18 protein-coding genes are annotated in these 18,635 nt (G+C 66.6%); 7 read left to right on the forward strand and 11 right to left on the reverse strand.

Features of this window, described 5'->3' with window-relative positions; translation table 11 throughout:
* Window positions 1-121: 121 nt before the first annotated feature.
* Window positions 122-2,827 (reverse strand): preprotein translocase subunit SecA, encoded by a 2,706-nt coding sequence (gene secA, locus BLT64_RS07310; protein WP_011748879.1) that lies wholly within the window; start codon window positions 2,825-2,827, stop codon window positions 122-124.
* Between the two features lie 208 nt (window positions 2,828-3,035).
* Here secA and BLT64_RS07315 point away from each other — a divergent pair, with 208 nt between their 5' ends.
* The 4 genes from BLT64_RS07315 (at window position 3,036) to BLT64_RS27600 (ending at window position 5,918) form a co-directional block, all read left to right on the forward strand.
* Window positions 3,036-3,875 (forward strand): peptidylprolyl isomerase, encoded by an 840-nt coding sequence (locus BLT64_RS07315; protein ID WP_011748878.1) that lies wholly within the window; start codon window positions 3,036-3,038, stop codon window positions 3,873-3,875.
* Window positions 3,876-3,878: 3 nt separating this feature from the next.
* Window positions 3,879-5,276 (forward strand): bifunctional glutamate N-acetyltransferase/amino-acid acetyltransferase ArgJ, encoded by a 1,398-nt coding sequence (gene argJ / locus BLT64_RS07320; protein WP_011748877.1) that lies wholly within the window; start codon window positions 3,879-3,881, stop codon window positions 5,274-5,276.
* Window positions 5,273-5,671 (forward strand): 8-oxo-dGTP diphosphatase MutT, encoded by a 399-nt coding sequence (gene mutT / locus BLT64_RS07325; RefSeq protein WP_011748876.1) that lies wholly within the window; start codon window positions 5,273-5,275, stop codon window positions 5,669-5,671. Before argJ ends, mutT begins: the two co-directional genes overlap by 4 nt.
* 118 nt (window positions 5,672-5,789) lie before the next feature.
* Entirely contained in the window at window positions 5,790-5,918 is a 129-nt protein-coding gene (locus BLT64_RS27600) for a hypothetical protein (protein WP_011748875.1), read from the forward strand.
* A 140-nt stretch (window positions 5,919-6,058) separates the two neighbouring features.
* Here BLT64_RS27600 and infB read toward each other — a convergent pair whose 3' ends face one another.
* From infB to pip, 5 genes are all read right to left on the reverse strand, one after another.
* On the reverse strand, window positions 6,059-8,605 hold the full coding sequence (gene infB, locus BLT64_RS07330) for a translation initiation factor IF-2 (RefSeq protein ID WP_011748874.1): 2,547 nt from the start codon (window positions 8,603-8,605) through the stop codon (window positions 6,059-6,061).
* Between the two features lie 7 nt (window positions 8,606-8,612).
* Window positions 8,613-9,233: an RNA-binding protein gene (locus BLT64_RS07335; protein WP_011748873.1), complete on the reverse strand. Its 621-nt coding sequence runs from the start codon at window positions 9,231-9,233 to the stop codon at window positions 8,613-8,615.
* Between the two features lie 15 nt (window positions 9,234-9,248).
* Complete coding sequence (nusA, locus tag BLT64_RS07340) at window positions 9,249-10,928, reverse strand: transcription termination factor NusA (protein ID WP_011748872.1); 1,680 nt, start codon at window positions 10,926-10,928, stop codon at window positions 9,249-9,251.
* Between the two features lie 3 nt (window positions 10,929-10,931).
* Window positions 10,932-11,552 (reverse strand): ribosome maturation factor RimP, encoded by a 621-nt coding sequence (rimP, locus tag BLT64_RS07345; RefSeq protein WP_011748871.1) that lies wholly within the window; start codon window positions 11,550-11,552, stop codon window positions 10,932-10,934.
* Between the two features lie 195 nt (window positions 11,553-11,747).
* Complete coding sequence (gene pip / locus BLT64_RS07350) at window positions 11,748-12,734, reverse strand: prolyl aminopeptidase (protein WP_011748870.1); 987 nt, start codon at window positions 12,732-12,734, stop codon at window positions 11,748-11,750.
* A 51-nt stretch (window positions 12,735-12,785) separates the two neighbouring features.
* On the opposite strand from pip, the gene ubiG reads away from it, so the two are divergent.
* Complete coding sequence (gene ubiG, locus BLT64_RS07355; RefSeq protein WP_041530285.1) at window positions 12,786-13,559, forward strand: bifunctional 2-polyprenyl-6-hydroxyphenol methylase/3-demethylubiquinol 3-O-methyltransferase UbiG; 774 nt, start codon at window positions 12,786-12,788, stop codon at window positions 13,557-13,559.
* 84 nt (window positions 13,560-13,643) lie between these two features.
* On the opposite strand, the gene BLT64_RS07360 is transcribed toward ubiG, so the two are convergent.
* Genes BLT64_RS07360 through BLT64_RS07375 form a run of 4 tightly spaced genes read right to left on the reverse strand, consistent with a single transcriptional unit; the run spans window position 13,644 to window position 16,034 of the window.
* Window positions 13,644-14,153, reverse strand: a complete 510-nt coding sequence (locus BLT64_RS07360) for a MarR family winged helix-turn-helix transcriptional regulator (RefSeq protein ID WP_011748868.1) — start codon at window positions 14,151-14,153, stop codon at window positions 13,644-13,646.
* Window positions 14,150-15,001, reverse strand: coding sequence for a carbon-nitrogen hydrolase family protein (locus tag BLT64_RS07365; protein WP_011748867.1), 852 nt, complete (start codon window positions 14,999-15,001; stop codon window positions 14,150-14,152). Before BLT64_RS07365 ends, BLT64_RS07360 begins: the two co-directional genes overlap by 4 nt.
* Window positions 14,998-15,261 (reverse strand): glutaredoxin 3, encoded by a 264-nt coding sequence (gene grxC / locus BLT64_RS07370; RefSeq protein WP_041530282.1) that lies wholly within the window; start codon window positions 15,259-15,261, stop codon window positions 14,998-15,000. Before grxC ends, BLT64_RS07365 begins: the two co-directional genes overlap by 4 nt.
* A 35-nt stretch (window positions 15,262-15,296) precedes the next feature.
* Window positions 15,297-16,034, reverse strand: a complete 738-nt coding sequence (locus tag BLT64_RS07375; RefSeq protein ID WP_011748865.1) for a double zinc ribbon domain-containing protein — start codon at window positions 16,032-16,034, stop codon at window positions 15,297-15,299.
* A 31-nt stretch (window positions 16,035-16,065) separates the two neighbouring features.
* Between BLT64_RS07375 and BLT64_RS07380 the strand changes: the two genes are divergently transcribed.
* Together BLT64_RS07380 and hemH are read left to right on the forward strand one after the other, a co-directional pair.
* Window positions 16,066-16,905 carry a methyltransferase domain-containing protein gene (locus BLT64_RS07380; RefSeq protein WP_011748864.1) on the forward strand — a complete coding sequence of 280 codons (840 nt, stop codon included), beginning with the start codon at window positions 16,066-16,068 and terminating at the stop codon, window positions 16,903-16,905.
* Window positions 16,902-17,933, forward strand: a complete 1,032-nt coding sequence (gene hemH / locus BLT64_RS07385; protein WP_011748863.1) for a ferrochelatase — start codon at window positions 16,902-16,904, stop codon at window positions 17,931-17,933. Before BLT64_RS07380 ends, hemH begins: the two co-directional genes overlap by 4 nt.
* Window positions 17,934-17,960: 27 nt before the next feature.
* Here hemH and BLT64_RS26270 read toward each other — a convergent pair whose 3' ends face one another.
* Window positions 17,961-18,572 carry a uracil-DNA glycosylase family protein gene (locus BLT64_RS26270; RefSeq protein WP_128492956.1) on the reverse strand — a complete coding sequence of 204 codons (612 nt, stop codon included), beginning with the start codon at window positions 18,570-18,572 and terminating at the stop codon, window positions 17,961-17,963.
* Between the last annotated feature and the right edge of the window lie 63 nt (window positions 18,573-18,635).

Genomic DNA, 18,635 nt, shown 5'->3' on the forward strand with positions numbered 1-18,635 from the left:
AGGATCCGGGTATTTGAAAAACGGAAAAGGGCACTGCACCCGGTTCTTTCCGTTTCCCAAATACCCATGCCAAGCGTGCAAGAGGCGGGGCGCATGAGAAAGGGGCCCGAAGGCCCCCAATTCACGCCAGCACGCCGTGGCAATGCTTGAACTTCTTGCCCGAGCCGCAGGGGCAGGGGTCGTTGCGCGACGGGTTGCCCCAGGTGGTGGGGTCGGTCTCGTCGAAGCCGGCCACCCGGCCCGAGACCTCGCCGCCTTCGGCCTCTTCGTGCTCGGGGTGCATCTGTGCCTCGGTCTCTGCCTGCTGCTGCTGGTATTCGCGCAGCATCTGCTCGCGTTCGGCGTCGGTCAGCGGGCGGATGCGGGCCAGTTGCTGGGTCACGTCGAAGCGCAGCCCGTCCAGCATGGTTTCGAACAGCTGGAAACCCTCGGTCTTGTATTCCGACAGCGGATCGCGCTGCGCATAGCCGCGGAAGCCCACGACCGAGCGCAGATGTTCCAGCGTCACCAGATGCTCGCGCCATTTGCTGTCGATCTGTTGCAGAAGCACTTGCTTTTCGATCTGGCGCATGTTCTCGGGGCCGAACTGTTCGGCCTTTTGCGCCATATAGGCGTCGGTGGCCTGCTGGATGCGTTCCCGGATCGTGTCCTGGTCCACGCCGTCCTCGCCGGCCCAATCAGTGATCGGCAGGTCCATGTTCAGCCTGTCGATCACCGCGTCGTGCAGCCCCTTGACGTCCCATTGCTCGGCATAGGCGCGGGGGGGCAGGTGCCGGTCGATCAGGTCGTCGATCACCTGCGCGCGCATGTCGGCTGCGATATCCCCGACTTCCTCGGTATGCATGATCTCCAGGCGCTGGCTGAAGATCGCCTTGCGCTGATCGTTCATCACGTCGTCGAATTTCAGCAGTTGCTTGCGGATGTCGAAGTTGCGGCCCTCGACCTTGGCCTGGGCGCGTTCCAGCGACTTGTTGACCCAGGGGTGGACGATGGCCTCGCCCTCTTTCATGCCGAGCGTGGACAGCACCTTGTCCAGCCGCTCGGACCCGAAAATGCGCATCAGGTCGTCTTCCAGCGACAGGAAGAACAGCGAGCGGCCGGGGTCGCCCTGGCGGCCCGAGCGGCCGCGCAGCTGGTTGTCGATGCGGCGGCTTTCGTGGCGCTCGGTCGCCAGCACGAAAAGGCCGCCGGCGTCCAGCACCGCCTGCTTCTCGGCGGCGTGCTCGGCCTCGATCCGGGCGCGCACTTCGTCGGGGTTGGCCTCGGGATCGGCGGCCAGCGCCTCCATCACCTTCATCTCGACATTGCCGCCCAGCTGGATGTCGGTGCCGCGGCCGGCCATGTTGGTGGCGATGGTCACCGCGCCCAGCTTGCCGGCATCGGCGACGATCTTGGCCTCTTGCTCGTGCTGGCGGGCGTTCAGCACGTTGTGCTGGATGCCCTCCTTGGTCAGCATCTGCGACAACATCTCGGATTTCTCGATGCTCGTCGTGCCGACCAAGATCGGCTGGCCCTTGGCATGGGCCTCCTTGATCGCCTCGATCACGGCGGCGTATTTTTCCGTGGCGGTGCGATAGACGCGGTCGTGTTCGTCGATGCGCTGCACCGGGCGGTTCGTCGGCACCTCGACCACGCCGAGCTTGTAGATCTCGGCGAATTCCTCGGCTTCGGTCGCGGCGGTGCCGGTCATGCCCGACAGCTTGTCGTAGAGCCGGAAATAGTTCTGGAAGGTGACCGAGGCCAGCGTCACGTTCTCGGGCTGGATCGAGACGCCTTCCTTGGCCTCGATGGCCTGGTGCAGCCCGTCCGACAGCCGGCGGCCCTTCATCATCCGGCCGGTGAATTCGTCGATCAGCACCACCTCGTCGTCGCGCACGATATAGTGCTGGTCGCGCATGAACAGCTTGTGCGCCCGCATCGCCTGGTTGGCGTGATGGACGATGGTGGTCGATTCCGGGTCGTAGAGCGTCTGCCCCTCGGGCAGGATGCCCGCCGCCTGAAGCCGTTTTTCCAGGAACTCGTTGCCTTCCTCGGTAAAGGTGGCGTTGCGGGCCTTTTCGTCCAGCTTGTAATGCTCGGGCGCCAGTTCCGGCATGAACGCGTCGAGCGTCTTGTAAAGCTCGCTGCGGTCCTGCGAGGGGCCCGAGATGATCAGCGGCGTGCGCGCCTCGTCGATCAGGATCGAGTCGACCTCGTCCACGATGGCGAAGAAATGCCCGCGCTGGGTCATCTGCTCGATCGAGCCCTTCATGTTGTCGCGCAGGTAGTCGAAGCCCAGCTCGTTGTTCGTGGCATAGGTCACGTCGGCCCGGTAGGCTTCGCGCTTTTCGGCATCGTCCTGGAACGGGTAGACCACGCCGGTGGTCATGCCCAGCTGGGCAAAGACCTTGCCCATCCAATGCGCGTCGCGTTTCGCCAGATAGTCGTTCACGGTGACGACATGCACGCCCTTGCCGGCCAGCGCATTCAGATAGGCCGGGAAGGTCGCGACCAGGGTCTTGCCCTCGCCGGTCTTCATCTCGGCGATATTGCCTTGGTGCAGGAAGATGCCGCCCATCAGCTGCGTGTCGAAGGCGCGCAGGCCAAGCGCGCGCCGCGCGGCCTCGCGGCAGTTGGCGAAGGCCTCGGGCAGAAGCTTGTCGAGATCCTCGCCCGATTGCGCGCGGCCCTGCAATTCGCGGGTCTTGCCGATCAGGTCGGCGTCGGACAGGGCGCGGAACTGTTCCTCCAGCGCGTTGACCTGTGCCACCAGCGGACGGGCCGATTTCACCTTGCGGTCGTTGGGCGTGCCAAAGACCAGTTTCGCCAAGTTTCCGATGCCGAGCATATGAACCTTCAAAATCGCGTATCTGGGGGTGCGCGGGACGTTCCGCCCACTTGCCGGCACCATTCGCCTTGCCCTATCACTTGGGCCGGAAAAACGGCGACGGGCGCGCATTTTCGGTTGCGCCGGATGTATGCCCCGGCCGGCCCACTGTCAACGCTTGCGCCCGTTCACCTGTGCGTGGACGCGCCGTCCCATGAAGGGGAAACCTATGCTGAAACCGCTTCTTGCCGTCTCCGTGCTGCTTTCTGCGGCTGTCCCGGCCTTGCCCGTCCTGGCGCAGGATGCCGATACGGTCGTCGCTACCGTCAACGGCGAGGCGATCACGCTGGGCCAGATGGTCGCCATGCGGCAGGGGCTGGACGCGCAGGCGACCCAGGGCCTGCCGGATTCGGCGCTGTGGGACCTGATGCTGGACCAGATGATCCGCCAGACCGCCGTGGCGCAGGCCGCCGAGCCGCTGAGCAAGCGCGACGCCGTGGCGCTGGAGATCGAGAAGCGCGCCTATCTGGCCGGTTCGGTGCTGGAAAAGATCGCCGCCGCCGAGCCGGACGAGGCCGAGCTGAAAGCCGCCTATGACCAGGCGTTCGGCGGCCAGGCCGAGCCTGCAGTGGAATACAATGCCGCCCATATCCTGGTGAAGACCAGGGAAGAGGCCGAGGCCATCGCCAAGCAACTGGCAGAAGGTGCCGATTTCGGTGCGCTGGCCGAGGAGAAGTCGACCGACAATTCCGGCCCGAACAAGGGCGACCTGGGCTGGTTCCAGCCCGAGCAGATGGTCGAGCCCTTTGCCGAAGCCGTGAAGGCGCTGGAAAAGGGCCAGGTTTCGGAACCCGTCGAGACCCAGTTCGGCTGGCATGTCATCAAGCTGAACGACACGCGCGAGGTCACGCCCCCCGCCTTTGAAGAGATCAAGGAGCAACTGGCCGTGCAGGTCCGCCGCGACAAGGTGCAGGCCGAGATCGAGAAGCGCGTGACCGAAGCCAAGGTCGAGAAGACCGAGGGGCTTGCCGTCGACCTGCTGAACAAGACCGACATTCTGGGAGAGTGATCGATGGCCAAGACGGATGACAAGAAATCCCGGCTTTCCGATGCCGAAAAGCTGAAAGTGCTGAAGAAGAAGCTGAAAAAGCTGAAATCCGCGCTCAAGGAGGCCGCGGCGGGCCTTGAGGCCCGGGCCGAGGCCGCGGTGGCGGCTGCGGTGAAGCCCAAGAGCCCGGTTTCACCGCTGGCGCCCGCGCGCTTTCCCGACCTGCCGGTGATCGAGGGGGCCGAGTTCGCCTCGGGCGCGGCTGGGGTGAAATACCGGGGCCGCACCGATGTCATGCTGGTCCGGCTGGCGCCGGGCACCGCCATCGCCGGCGCCTTCACCAAGTCCTCGACCCGCGCGGCCAGCGTTCTGGACTGCCAGGCCAAGCTGGCGCTGAAGCAGGACACGGCCAAGGGTGCGGCGATCCTGGTGAACTCGGGCAACGCCAACGCCTTCACCGGCAAGAACGGGCAAGAGGCGGTGGATGCCGTCACCGGCGGCGTCGCCAAGGCGCTGGGGGTGCCGCGCGAGCGGGTGTTCTCGTCCTCGACCGGGGTGATCGGCGAGCCGCTGCCGGCCGAGCGCATCACCGCCGTGATCGGCGACCTTGCCGCCAATCTGGATGCGGGCGGCGCGGCCGGTGCGGCGCGGGCCATCATGACCACCGACACCTTCCCCAAGGGCGCGGCGGCCAGTTTCGAGGGCGACGGCGGCACCATCAACATCGTCGGCATCGCCAAGGGTTCGGGCATGATCGCGCCCGACATGGCGACCATGCTGGTCTATGTCTTCACCGATGCGCAGATCGCGCCCGCGCTGCTGCAGCGCATGCTGTCGTCGCGCATGGACGAGACCTTCAACGCCATCACCGTGGACAGCGACACCTCGACCTCGGATGCGCTGATCCTGGCGGCGACCGGCAAGTCGAAGGCGGCGCCGATCACCGACCTGCGCTCGGCCCCGGCGCGGGCCTTCGGCAAGGCGCTGTCGCAGGTCATGCTGGACCTGGCGCAGCAGGTTGTGCGGGACGGCGAGGGGGCGACGAAATTCGTCGAGGTGCAGGTGACGGGTGCGGCCAGCGATGCCGATGCGCATCGCGTCGCCATGGCCATCGCCAATTCGCCGCTGGTCAAGACCGCCATCGCCGGCGAGGATGCGAACTGGGGCCGCGTGGTCATGGCTGTGGGCAAGTCCGGCGCCGAGGCCGACCGCGACCGGCTGACCATCCGCTTTGGCGACATGGTGCTGGCCGAGAACGGCTGGCGCGCGCCCGGCTATGACGAGGCCGCCGCCAGCGCCTATATGAAGCGCGACCATCTGGTCGTCGGCGTCGACCTGGGGCTGGGCAAGGGCAGGCGCACGGTCTGGACCTGCGACCTGACGCATGGCTACATCGACATCAACGCCGATTACCGCTCATGAAGATGGTGCTTGTCGCGGCCGTCGCGCTGATCGATGCGGACGGCCGCGTGCTTCTGGCGCAGCGCCCCGAGGGCAAGTCCCTCGCGGGCCTGTGGGAGTTTCCGGGCGGCAAGGTCGAGCCGGGCGAGACCCCCGAGGCCGCGCTGATCCGCGAACTGCACGAGGAGCTGGGTATCGAAACCTGGCACTCGTGCCTTGCGCCGCTGACCTTTGCCAGCCATGCCTATGACGACTTCCACCTGCTGATGCCGCTGTTCGCCTGCCGGCGCTGGCAGGGCGTGCCGATGCCGCAGGAAGGGCAGAACCTGGCCTGGGCGCGATCCCAGGACCTGAACAAATACCCGATGCCGCCTGCGGACTTGCCCCTGCTTCCCATCCTGCGCGACTGGCTGTGAGGCATATTGGTCACGCCAGCCGGGCCTTGTCGCCAATTCGCCCGATCATCGAGCATTGTTAGTTAACTTTCAACGTTTCCGGGACAATTCTGAAATCCTGTAGAGGAGGAGATCGGACATGATTCGCACGATCACGATCGGCAGCTGCATTTCTGTTCAAGGTATCTTCGAACGGCAGCAGGCGAACGGGAATGTCGTTGTCCGCGTAGGCAGCAAAACCTATGAGGGCAAGCCCGTCCTGTCCTGACGCAACAGAAACGTGCCCACATGATAGCGGAACGGGGCCCATGGCGGGCCCCGTTCTTTTTTACGGCTCGGCACAGGGCTTCGACATGAAAAGGGCGGACCCGCAGGCCCGCCCCCAATCCATGCCGTTCGATTGCCGGATCACAGCTGGCGCTGCACTTCCTCGCGCTCGAAGATCTCGATGACATCGCCCTTGCGGATGTCGTCGTAGTTTTCGAAGGCCATGCCGCATTCCTGGCCGGACTGCACTTCCTTGACCTCGTCCTTGAAGCGCTTGAGCGTCTTCAGCGTGCCCTCGTGGATCACCACGTTGTCGCGCAGCAGGCGCACGCCGGCCGAGCGACGCGCCACGCCCTCGGTGACGAGGCAGCCGGCGACATTGCCCACGCCCGAAACGCGGAAGACTTCCTTGATCTCGGCATAGCCGATGAAGTTCTCGCGCACTTCGGCGGAAAGCAGGCCCGAGGCCGCCGCCTTGATGTCGTCAACCAGGTCGTAGATGATCGAGTAATAGCGGATCTCGACCCCTTTCTGGTTGGCGGCGTTCCGCGCCGGGGCATTTGCCCGGACGTTGAAGCCGATCACCGGCGCCTGGCTGGCCTCGGCCAGGCCGATATCCGATTCGGTGATCGCGCCGACGCCGTAATGCAGCACGCGGACGCGCACCTCGTCGTTGCCGATCTTTTCCAGCGCCTGGACGATGGCCTCGGCCGAGCCCTGCACGTCGGCCTTGATGACCACCGGCAGTTCGGCGACGTTCTCGTCGGCCTTGGCCTTGGCCAGCATCTGGTCCAGCGTGATCGCGGCACCGGCGGCGGCGCGTTTGTCCTTGGCGGCCTGGATGCGGTAATCCGCGATCTCGCGGGCCTGCGCCTCGGTCGAGACGACGTTCAGCACGTCGCCCGCCTCGGGCGTGCCGTTCAGGCCCAGCACCTCGACCGGGACCGAGGGGCCGGCCTCGTCCACGCGCTCGCCCTTGTCGTTGATCAGCGCGCGAACCTTGCCCCACTGTTCGCCGACGACGAAGATGTCGCCGCGCTTCAGCGTGCCGTTCTGGACCAGGACCGTGGCGACCGGACCCCGGCCGACGTCCAGCTGCGCCTCGATCACCGCGCCCTGGGCCGGGCGGTCGGGATTGGCCTTCAGTTCGAGGATCTCGGCCTGCAGCGCAATGGCTTCCAGGAGTGTGTCCAGGCCCTGGCCGGTCTTGGCCGAGACCTCGACATCCTGCACCTCGCCCGACATCGCCTCGACGACGACCTCGTGCAGCAGCAGATCGGTGCGGACCTTCTGCGGGTTGGCGGCGGGCTTGTCGATCTTGTTGATCGCCACGATCATCGGCACCTTGGCGGCCTTGGCGTGGTTGATCGCCTCGACCGTCTGCGGCATCACGGCGTCATCGGCGGCGACCACCAGCACGACGATATCCGTCACCTGCGCGCCACGGGCCCGCATCGAGGTGAAGGCCGCGTGGCCGGGCGTGTCGAGGAAGGTCAGCACCGCCCCGTTCGAGGCTTTCACCTGATAGGCGCCGATATGCTGGGTGATGCCGCCGGCTTCGCCCGCCACGACATTGGCGTGACGGATCGCGTCCAGCAGCGAGGTCTTGCCGTGGTCGACATGGCCCATGATGGTGATGATCGGCGCGCGCGGCTGCAGATCCTCGGGCTTGTCCTCGACCTGGTCGATGACCTGCTCGACATCGGCATCCGAGACGCGGACGGCGTGATGGCCGAACTCGTCGATCACCAGTTCGGCGGTGTCGGCGTCGATCGACTGGTTCGCGGTGACCATCATGCCCATGCGCATCAGCGACTTGATGACATCCGGCGTGCGCTCGGCCATGCGGTTGGCCAGCTCCGAAACCACGATGGTTTCGGGCAGCTGCACGTCGCGCACCTGCTTTTCGGCGCGCTGGTTGCCGCCCATGGCCTTTTGCCGGGCCTTTTCCTGCTTGCGCTTCATCGCGGCCAGGCTGCGCTGGCGCCCGCCTTCGCCGTCCAGCGCCTGCGAAAGCGACAGCTTGCCGGTGCGGCGACTGTCGTCGCGGCCCTTGTTGCGGCTGTCGCGGTCGTCGCCGCCGCCGCCGCGGGTGTCGCGGTCGCGGTCGGTCTTGCGCGGGCCGGCGGCGCTGACGCCCTTGGTCTCGGCGCGCACGGCGGCGGCCTCGGCGGCGGCACGGTCGGCGGGTGTCGCCGGGCGGGCTTCCGTCTTGGGCTTGGCGATCTCGGCCTTCTTCTTTTCGCGCAACTCGGCCTCGCGGGCGCGGCGCTCGTCTTCCTCGGCCTTCAGCCGCAGGGCTTCCTCGCGCTCGCGCTCCTCGCGCTCCTTGGCCTCCAGCTCGAGCCGGCGGCGTTCGCGTTCTTCCTCGCGGGCCTTTTCGTCGGCAATGCGCTGCGCGGCCTCCTCGACCTCGCGGGCCTTGGCGGCGCGCAAGGCGGCCATGCGCCGCTCCATCTCGGCATCCGAGATACCGGCGGGTCGCTTAGACGGGTCGCCCGACACGGCCGAGGGCGAGCCCGAGCGCCCGCCGCCAGCCGCCGCGCCCGTCTTGCCGGGCACGACCACGCGCTTGCGCTTGGTCTCTACGACCACGTTATGGGTCCGTCCGTGGCTGAAGCTTTGCTTCACATGGCCCGAACGGCCGCCACCAAGACCCAGGGGTTTCTTTCCGTCAGTATCGCTCATCCGATCTTCATTCCTTCCCGGCAGCCGCATTGCCACCGTCATGCTCGCGCAGACCTGTCAGTCTGCTCGCGTCCCTGATCAATTTTTCGGTCAGGCCCCCAGGCGCAAGCGCGCTGTGTATGACATGATCGCGCCCAAAGGACAAACCCAATTCTGAGGCGGTCATGCAGCCGAACCACCGGCCCCCGGGTGGGGTCCAGAGCTTGCCCTTGCCGCGTTCCGATCCGTCGCTGGCCTGCAAGAGCACCTTGGCCTTGCCGGCGGCCAGCCAGTCCTTGACCTTTTCGAAGCCGGCGACCGCCAGCCCAGCCTTGCGCGCAAGCGACAGCGTGTCCGTCACCCGCCGCGCCAGCCCGGTTTCGATTATCGCCAGCAGCTCGGGCGGGGCGGTCACCCGCGCCTTGGCGCCCCGTGAAAACAAGCCCTTGGCGGCAGCCTTGTCCAGCGCCTGCCGGTCGGCCACCACCCAGAAGCCGCGTCCGGGCAGCTTCTCGGCCAGATCCGGCACCACCTCGCCATCGGGGTCCGCGACAAAGCGGATCAGCCCAGCCTTGGGCTGGACCTCGCCCGTGACGATGCAGCGCCGTTCCGGCGTGTCGCGGTCCTTGATACGGCCCCCGCGCGTCATCCGGCTCCCGGGGCGTTACACCCCGGCCTCCTGTTCGTCGCCCTCGGCCTCGGCTTCGTCGGCCGATTCGAGTTCGGTCGGGTCGACCCAGCCCAGCATCACGCGGGCGGTCATCACCATGGTCTGCGCCTCTTCCAGAGAGACGTCGAAGGGCTCCAGGATGCCGTCGTCCTTGACGCGCTGGCCGTTCTGCGTGGTCCAGCCGCCGGCCAGTTCCCAATCGGCGCAGGTGGCGAAGTCCTCCAGCGTCTTGACGCCGTCCTTGGCCAGCGCCTCGACCATCTGCGGGGTCAGCCCCTCGAACTCGATCAGGCTGTCCTCGACGCCAAGGGCGCGGGCGTTTTCCAGCGCGGCCTTGTTCGCGGCCTCCAGGTGCTCGCGGGCGCGGGTCTGCAGTTCCTCGGCGGTGCCTTCGTCCACGCCCTCGATCGAGAGCAGCTCGTCCAGGTCGACATAGGCCACCTCTTCGAGGTTGGTGAAGCCCTCGGCGACCAGAAGCTGGGCAAAGAACTCGTCCAGGTCCAGCGCGTCCATGAACAGCTTGGTGCGGGCGTTGAACTCGGCCTGCCGGCGCTTCGATTCCTCTTCTTCGGTGAGGATATCGATGTCGAGGCCCGTCAGCTGGCTTGCCAGCCGCACGTTCTGGCCGCGACGGCCGATGGCCAGCGACAGTTGCTCGTCCGGCACCACCACCTCGATGCGGGTCGCGTCCTCGTCGAAGACGACCTTCGCCACCTCGGCCGGTTGCAGCGCATTCACCAGGAAGGTCGCCTGATCGTCGGACCACGGGATGATGTCGATCTTTTCGCCCTGCAGCTCGCCGACCACGGCCTGCACGCGCGAGCCGCGCATGCCGACGCAGGCGCCGACCGGGTCGATCGAGTTGTCGTAGGAGATCACGGCGATCTTGGCGCGCGAGCCGGGATCGCGGGCCACGGCCTTGATCTCGATCACGCCGTCATAGATTTCCGGCACTTCCATCTTGAACAGCTCGGCCATGAACTGCGGATCGGTGCGCGACAGGAAGATCTGCGGGCCGCGCGCCTCGCGGCGCACGTCCTTGACATAGGCGCGGATGCGGTCGTTCGGGCGATAGCTTTCGCGGCCGATCTTTTCGTTGCGGCGCAGGATCGCCTCGCCGCGGCCCACGTCAACGATGATGTTGCCGTATTCCTCGCGCTTGACGACGCCGTTGATGATGCTGCCGACGCGGTCCTTGAATTCCTCGTATTGGCGGTCGCGCTCGGCCTCGCGGACCCTTTGCAGGATCACCTGCTTGGCCGATTGCGCGGCGATGCGGCCCAGATCGACCGGGGGCACCTGCTCCTCGAACACGTCGCCGGGCTGCGGCCTGCCCGAGAAATCGGCCAGCTGCGCGCCGTCGCGCAGCCAATGGGCGCGGCCGTCCTTCGAGGGCTCGAAATAGGGCGCAGCCTGGTCGGCGGTGAATTGCGCCTGATAGTTCTCGACCGCTTCGTCCTCGACCACGGTGCGGGCGCGGGTGAAGGTGGCGTTGCCGGTCTTGCGGTCGATATGGACGCGGATGTCCATCTCGCTGCCATAGCGCGACTTCGCCGCGCGGGCCAGGCTGTCCTCCATCGCCTCGATCACCAGATCGGGGTCGATCATCTTTTCCCGTGCAACGGCCTCGGCGGTTTGCAGCAGTTCAAGCTGGTTGGCAGAGGTGATGGCCATTCCTCACTCCTTCGCGGCGGCGTTGTCTTCGCCGGCTTCCGTTTCGATCTCGTCAAAGGCGGCTTCGTCCAGATTCTCGATCTGCACGCCCGCGTCCTTTTTCTGTCGCAGCATCTCGGCGATCAGTTCGTCGGTCAGGACCAGTTTCGCATCGGAAAGCCAGTCGAAGTTCAGCCCGATGGTCTGGGTCTCGCCGCCTTCCTCGATGTTCAGCAGAACCTCGTCGCCGCCCTCACCCTTCTCGACGCCCGCCAGCACGCCCTTGAAGCGCTTGCGGCCGTCGATGGGCTGGTTCGTTTCCAGCCGCGCCTCGTAGCCCTCGAAGGTTTCGAAATCCTTCAGCCGGGTCAGCGGCCGGTCGATGCCGGGGCTCGAGACCTCAAGGTGATAGGCATCCTCCAGCGGGTCCTCGACATCCAGGATCGCGCTGACGGCGGTCGAGATGTCGGCGCAGTCATCGACGTTGATGCCGCCTTCGGGCCGGTCGGCCATGATCTGCAAGGTTGCGGTCTTGCCGCCTTGCAGGCGGATGCGCACCAGTTCGAAACCCAGATCCTCGATGACCGGGGAAATGATCTCGGCCAGACGCCGGTCGATGGCGGTCTTGGCGATGAGGTCGGTCATGCTGATACCCCAAATACGAAAAACGGGCCTAGGCGGCCCGTGCGTCTTACCGGTGGGCAGGTTGTGGACGCCTGCGCCGCTGTTGAGCCGCATATAGGGCCCCGTGCGAGGGATTGCAAGGAAAACCGCCGCACCGCCCGCAAACGGCCGTGCCGGGGCCGCAAACCGGCCGCTGCGCGCCCGGGCGCGGATGGATCAGCCCCGCCCCGCCGCATCCCGAAAGCCGTCCATGACGCGCACCAGCTCAGCGGCGATTCGCGGCTCGCTCAGGGCATGGCCCGAGGCTGGGACCAGCCGCAATTCGGCCCGGTCCCAGCCCTCGGCCAGCTCCCAGGCGGTGGCGGGCGGGCAGACCATGTCATAGCGGCCCTGCACGATCACGGCCGGGATATGCTGGATGCGGTGGCGGTCGCGCAAAAGCTGGCCCTCGGCCAGGAAGCAGCCATGGGCGAAATAGTGATTCTCCAGCCGGGCGAAGGTGCGGGCATAGTCGGGGGGTGCATGGCCCGGCCCGTTGATCTCCAGCCCCGCCAGCGCGTTTTCCCAGACCAGCCAGGGCAGGGCGAAGCGCGTCTCCTGCCCGCGGTCGCCGCTGAACAGCCGCCGGTGATAGGCGGCGATCATGTCGCCGCGCTCGGCCTCGGGAATCGGGGCCTGGAACTCGGCCCAGCGATCAGGAAAGAAGCGCGCGACGCCCCCGCCATAGAACCAGTCCAGCTCGGCCCGCCGGCCCAGAAAGACCCCGCGCAGCACCAGCGCTTCGACCGGCTCGGGATGGGCCTGGGCATAGGCCAGGGCCAGGGTCGCGCCCCAGCTGCCGCCGAACAGGATCGCCCGCTCGATGCCCAAGGTGCGGCGGATCACCTCGATATCGGCGATCAGGTGCTGGGTGGTGTTGGCGATGACGGCGGCATGGGGCTGCGAGCGGCCGCAGCCGCGCTGGTCGAACAGCACCGCCCGGTAATGCGCCGGATCGAAGAATCGCCGCATATAGGGGCTGCATCCGCCGCCCGGTCCGCCATGCAGCACGATCACCGGCACGCCGTCGGGATTGCCGCTTTGCTCGACATGCAACTGGTGGCCGTCGCCGACATCGATCACCCGGCGGTCGAAGGGCTCGACCATCGGGTGCAGCCTGCCATGCGACGGCGTGCCGCCGATTTGCCCTGCCAATCTGTCCATGGCACCACTATATAGCGCCTCGCGCGCGCCCGCCACATGAAGGACGGCCAGATGACCGAAAGACCAGCCCCCAGCAACCCGGCCCCCAGCAGCATCGACCCGGCCGAGGTCGCCAAGTTCCAGGCCATGGCCCGCGAGTGGTGGGACCCGCAAGGCAAGTTCAAGCCGCTGCACATGCTGAACCCGACGCGGCTGGACTATGTCACCACGCAGATCGCGGCGCAGTTCGGCCGCGACCTTGCGGCCGCCGGACCTTTCCAGGGGCTGACGTTGCTCGACATCGGCTGCGGCGGCGGGCTGATGGCCGAGCCGATGGCCCGGCTGGGCGCAACCGTCACCGGCGCCGACGCGGCCGAGGGCAATATCGCCATCGCCCGCCTGCATGCCGAAGAGCAGGGCCTCGCCATCGACTACCGCGCCACCACGGCCGAGGCGCTGGCGGCCGACGGACACCGCTTCGACGTGGTGATGGCGCTGGAGATCGTCGAGCATGTCGCCGACCCCGCGCAGTTCATCGCCACCTGCCGCGAGCTGGTGGCACCGGGCGGCATGCTGATCGTCTCGACGCTGAACCGCACCGCGCGCAGCTTCGCCGCCGCCATCGTCGGTGCGGAATGGATCATGCGCTGGCTGCCCAAGGGCACGCATGACTGGCGCCGCTTCATCACCCCCGACGAACTGGCGCAGATGACCGAGGCCGCGGGGCTGCGGGTCGTGGACCGCTGCGGCATGGTCTTCAACCCGCTGGGCTGGAACTGGTCGCTGTCGCATCGCGACCTGTCGGTGAACTATGTCCTGACCGCACTGCACGACGCCGACGCTTGAGCCGGCTTCGGCAGCCCGCTCCCCGGGCTTCTTCGTTCTTCAAATACTCATGCAGGCGTTGCTGCCGGGCGGGGCGGCGCCGGTTCAGCGCCCGCCCGAGCCGCGGTTTTCGTGACGCAACGTCTCTTCCAGTTGCTTGCGCAGCATGCGCAAAACCGGCAGCGCCGCGCGCACCCGGTCGGCGCCGACATCCCGCACCACGTCGGCGATTCGCGGCATGAAGGCGGCCAGCGCCGCGTCGCGCGCCGCCCGCCCGGCCGGGCTGATGGCGATGAACTTGCGCCGCGCGTCGTCCCAATCCGGGCGGATATGGATATGCCCGGCCCATTCCAGCCGCGACAGCGTGTTGGTCATGGCGCCGCGTGTGACGTGAAACGCCTCGGCCAGCTCGGCCGGCGTGCGCTCGACATTCAGGTGCGCCAGCAGGTTCAGGACCGAGAAATGCGAGATCTGCATGCCCTTGGGCAGTGCCTTGCCGATCAGGTCGCGCGCCAGCTGGTCGGCGATGAACACCTCGGAAAACAGGCTTGCGGCCAAGGCATCGGCCGAGGCTTCGGCATGCCCTTGCGGGTTGTCGTGCGTCTTGTGGATCATGGGCCCGCGAAGTTCCGGTCATGCGTCAGGGATGGGATGCGGGACCGTGCCCCGAGAACCGCCGCCGGGTCAAGCGTCACGAGGCTGACCCCCGGCTCGGTGCCGCCATCGGCCAGCACCTCTCCCCATGGACCCACGGCCAGCGAATGGCCATGGCTGCGGCGCGGCCGGCGGTCCGGCTCGGCGTGGTTCGCATGCGTGCCGCATTGCGCCGGGGCCAGCACGAAGCAGCCGGTCTCGATGGCGCGGGCGCGCAACAGCACCTCCCAATGCGCGGCGCCGGTGGTGTCGTTGAAGGCGGCGGGCACCGTCAACACCTCGGCCCCGGCCTTGGCCAGAGCGCGATAAAGCTGGGGAAAGCGCAGATCATAGCAGACGGTCATGCCGATGGGCAGCGGCTCCTTGGCCAGTACCGCGCGTTCGCCGGGCCGGAAGGCCGCCGATTCGCGATAGGATTCGCTCTCGGATACCGTCACGTCGAACATGTGCAGCTTGTCGTATCGCGCCCGGATGTCGCCGTCCGGCGCGATCAGGAAACTGCGATTGGCAAAGCGCACCTCGGCCGGATCGCCGGTTTTCAGCGACAGCGAGCCGATCAGCAGCCAGATGCCAAGATCGCGCGCATCCTCGCGCAGCGCGGCCAGGGTGGGGTCCTCGGCCTCGGTGTGCAGGACGTGCTCCTGCCGCTCGCGGCTGGCGCCCAGCAGGTTGGTGGCCTCGGGCGTCAGCACCCAGCTTGCCCCGCCCTGCGCCGCTTCGCGGATCAGCGCCCGCGTGACCGGCAGGTTGCGCTCGGGGTCGTCCGAAACGCTCAGTTGCACCAGTCCCGCCGTCAGCGCCTTGCTCATGCCGTCAGGCCCAGCAATCCGTCCAGCTTGCCCCGATGCTCCAGTGCGTGCAGGTCGTCGCTGCCGCCGACATGCTGGCCGTCGATGAAGATCTGCGGCACGGTGCGGCGCCCGCCGGCGCGCTGGGTCATCGCGATGCGCAGTTGCGGATCGCAGCTGACATCGGTTTCCTCATAGGTAATGCCCTTCTTTTGCAGCAGCGATTTCGCGGCGATGCAATAGGGACAGGTGGGGGTGGTGTAGATCTCGATCTTGGCCATCATGCGCGTTCCGATATTCGTGGTTCGGTCCCTATCTATGCATCCTTGACCGCCCGCGCCAGAACCACGACCGAGATCGGCCCTGCCCCCGCTGCCGCCAATGCCTGGGCCGAGGCGGCCAGCGTCGCCCCCGACGCCATCACGTCATCGACCAGCAGCACCGGGCGCCCTTGCAGGCGCGGGGCCATGCGTGCAGGAACGGCGATGGCGCCCTCGACATTCGCGAAACGGTCGCGGACGCTGCCGTGATCCTGCATCGGCGTATGCCGCAGCCGCCGCAGGGCGCCCGGCAGATGCGCCAGCCCATGCGTGCGGGCGACACGCCGCGACAGCATCTCGGCCTGGTTGTATTTGCGTCTCAGCAGCCGGCGCAGATGCACGGGCACCGGCACCACCACCGCATCCGGCCGCAGCAGCGGCAGCGCCGCCCGTGCCACCCAGCCACCCAGAGCGGGGGCGAGGTCCAGCCGGTCGCCGTGTTTCAGCATCAGGGCCAGCCTGCGGCCGGCGCCGCGATAGACCAGCGCCGCGCGCGCCTGCTGCCAGGGCCGCGGCATCGCGATGCAATCGTCGCAGACCAGCAGCCCTGCCGCCTCGTCCCCGCCATCGCCGTATCCGTCGTCCGGCAAGGGCGCACCGCAGCGCGCGCAGCAGGTGCCGGTGATGAACTCGGCCTCGCGCCAGCAGGCCGGGCACAGCCCGCTTTCCTCGACGACCGGCGCGCCGCAGCACAGGCATTGCGGCGGATAGACCAGCCGCAATGCGCCTTTCATCAGGCTGCGAAGCCCCCTATGTTCAGCCCCCATGATGCCCGATCTTCCCTCCTCCGTTCCCGGCCTGACCGACCGCCATGCGCTCGACCGTAACCGCGCCCGGTCTCTGCGCCTTGGGCCGGTCGATTTCCTGCACCGAATCGTCGCCGACGAGGTCGAGGATAGGCTGGCAGAGGTTAACAGACGGTTTAGCGACATCGCCGTCGTGACCGGCTGGCCGGATTTCTGGCGCGAGGCGATGCCCGGCGCCAAGATCGTCGCCGATGCACCCGTGCTGGAGCTTGAACCCGGCGCGCATGACCTGGTGATCCACGCCATGGCGCTGCATTGGGCCGAGGACCCGGTCGGCCAGATCGCGCAGGCGGCGCGCGCACTGCGTCCCGACGGGCTGTTCATCGCCGCCTGTCCGGGCGGCGGCACGCTGCACGAATTGCGCGATTCGCTGACCCGTGCCGAGGCCGAGGTGACCGGCGGCCTGTCGCCGCGCGTCCTGCCCATGGGCGAGATCCGCGACCTCGGCGGACTGCTGCCGCGCGCCGGGCTGGCGCTGCCGGTCGCCGACCAGATCACCCAGACCGTCAGCTATCGCAGCCTGTTCCACCTGGCACGCGACCTGCGCGCCATGGGCGAGGGTAATGCGCTGGCCCAGCGGCTGCGGCACCCGACGCGACGAGATGTCCTGTTGCGCGCCGCTGCGCTTTATGCCGAAAACCATGCCGACCCACAGGACGGAACGCGCATCCGGGCGACCTTCGATCTGGTTTTCCTGACCGGATGGGCGCCCGATGCCAGTCAGCAGAAACCACTTCGCCCAGGCTCGGCCCGGATGCCGCTTGCCGAAGCACTTGCCAGCACGAGAAAGCCCGAATGACCCTTCCCGAGCACGCCCCCGCAAGCCAACCGCAGAGCCCGGCCCGCAAGATCGGCGTGCTGATCGCCAACCTGGGCACTCCCGATTCGCCCGATTACTGGCCGATGCGGCGCTATCTGAGCGAGTTCCTGTCCGACAAGCGGGTGATCGACTATCCCGCCTGGAAATGGCAGCCGCTGCTGCAGACCGTCATCCTGACCAAGCGGCCCTTCACCTCGGGGGCGAACTATCGGCTGATCTGGAACAACGAGGCGAATGAAAGCCCGCTGATGACCATCACCAAGCAGCAGGTGGCGGCGCTGCGCGAGCGGACGGCGGCACTGTGGGGCGACCGGGTCATGGTCGATTTCTGCATGCGCTACGGCAACCCCTCGACGCCGGACGTGGTCGAGCGCATGGTCAAGGCGGGCTGCGACCGCATCCTGTTCTTCCCGCTTTATCCGCAATATGCCGGTGCCACCACGGCGACCGCGAACGACCAGTTCTTCCGCGCGCTGATGGGGCAGAAGGCGCAGCCCGCCGCGCGCACCGTGCCGCCCTATTTCGACCGGCCCGACTATATCGCGGCGCTCGCGGCTTCGGTCGAGCGCGCGCTGGGCGGCCGCCAGCCCAGGAAGCTGGTCGCCAGCTATCACGGCATGCCCCGGCGCTATTTCGAGGAGGGCGACCCCTATTTCCTGCAATGCACCGAGACCTCGCGCCTGCTGCGGGAACGGCTGGGCTGGGACGAGGACGTGATCGACACCACCTTCCAGTCGGTCTTCGGGACCGAGGAATGGCTGCGCCCCTATACGGTCGAGCATGTGGCCGAACTGGCGCAGCGGGGCATCACCGAGATTGCGGTGATCTCGCCCGCCTTCTCGGCCGATTGCATCGAGACGCTGGAGGAGATCCAGGGCGAGATCCGCGAGGCCTTCATCCATGCCGGCGGCAAGGAATTCACCTATATCCCCTGCCTGAACGCCGAGCCCGACCATATCGACGTGCTGACGGCGGTGATCGGCGAGAATCTGGGGGGGTGGGTGTAACAGGGTTGTTGGCTTGAACGAACTGATTCACGCCAGCGCAGCGGTGGCAGCGCTAACAGTTTCATTCATGATTTTTTCAGATTCAAAATGCCACTTCTGATATGCTGGTGGAGCAAGTGACGGCATTCTGATGATGATTGCTTTGCCCGTTGCGACTTTCGAAAGTGCCCGCGCGGCGCCTTCGCCATGCACAATGATAACCTTTGGTTGAAGGCGGGCTAGTAGCCACTCGAATATGGCAGAGCCTTTCTGCTTCTGGATGCGAGTCAAGTCGCTGCTCATGGGTGACGAAAAGCAGATGACATTCGTTTCGAGTACACGTGCACCGGCAGCTTTCAGTTTACCAGATAGTCTGTCGGTGTTCTTACGAGTCGGTGAAGGTTCGCAGAGTTCTTCATATAGCGCCCGACACGATTCGCCATTGCGGTTGAAGAGCGCGTTGACGTGTCTCACGTGATCTACCGCGCCGACTGGATACCTGTTGCGTTGGTTCTTTCCTACAATGAAACAGTTTGCATCTAGCGGATCTGTTAGATCCGTCATCCAGGGGCGCGGATACTGGCCATCAAACGGCTGTGTCTGGGCAAGGGTCTCAGCGTAGAAGTCGAATAATGTAGCCGGATTGTTGGCAGGTGTCATTATGCAAATTCCTTTTCAGACAGCCTATTAGCCGTGCGACAAACAAGAAAGGGGCCTCGTGGC

It is taken from the genome of Paracoccus denitrificans, from assembly GCF_900100045.1.
GTDB lineage: Bacteria > Pseudomonadota > Alphaproteobacteria > Rhodobacterales > Rhodobacteraceae > Paracoccus > Paracoccus denitrificans.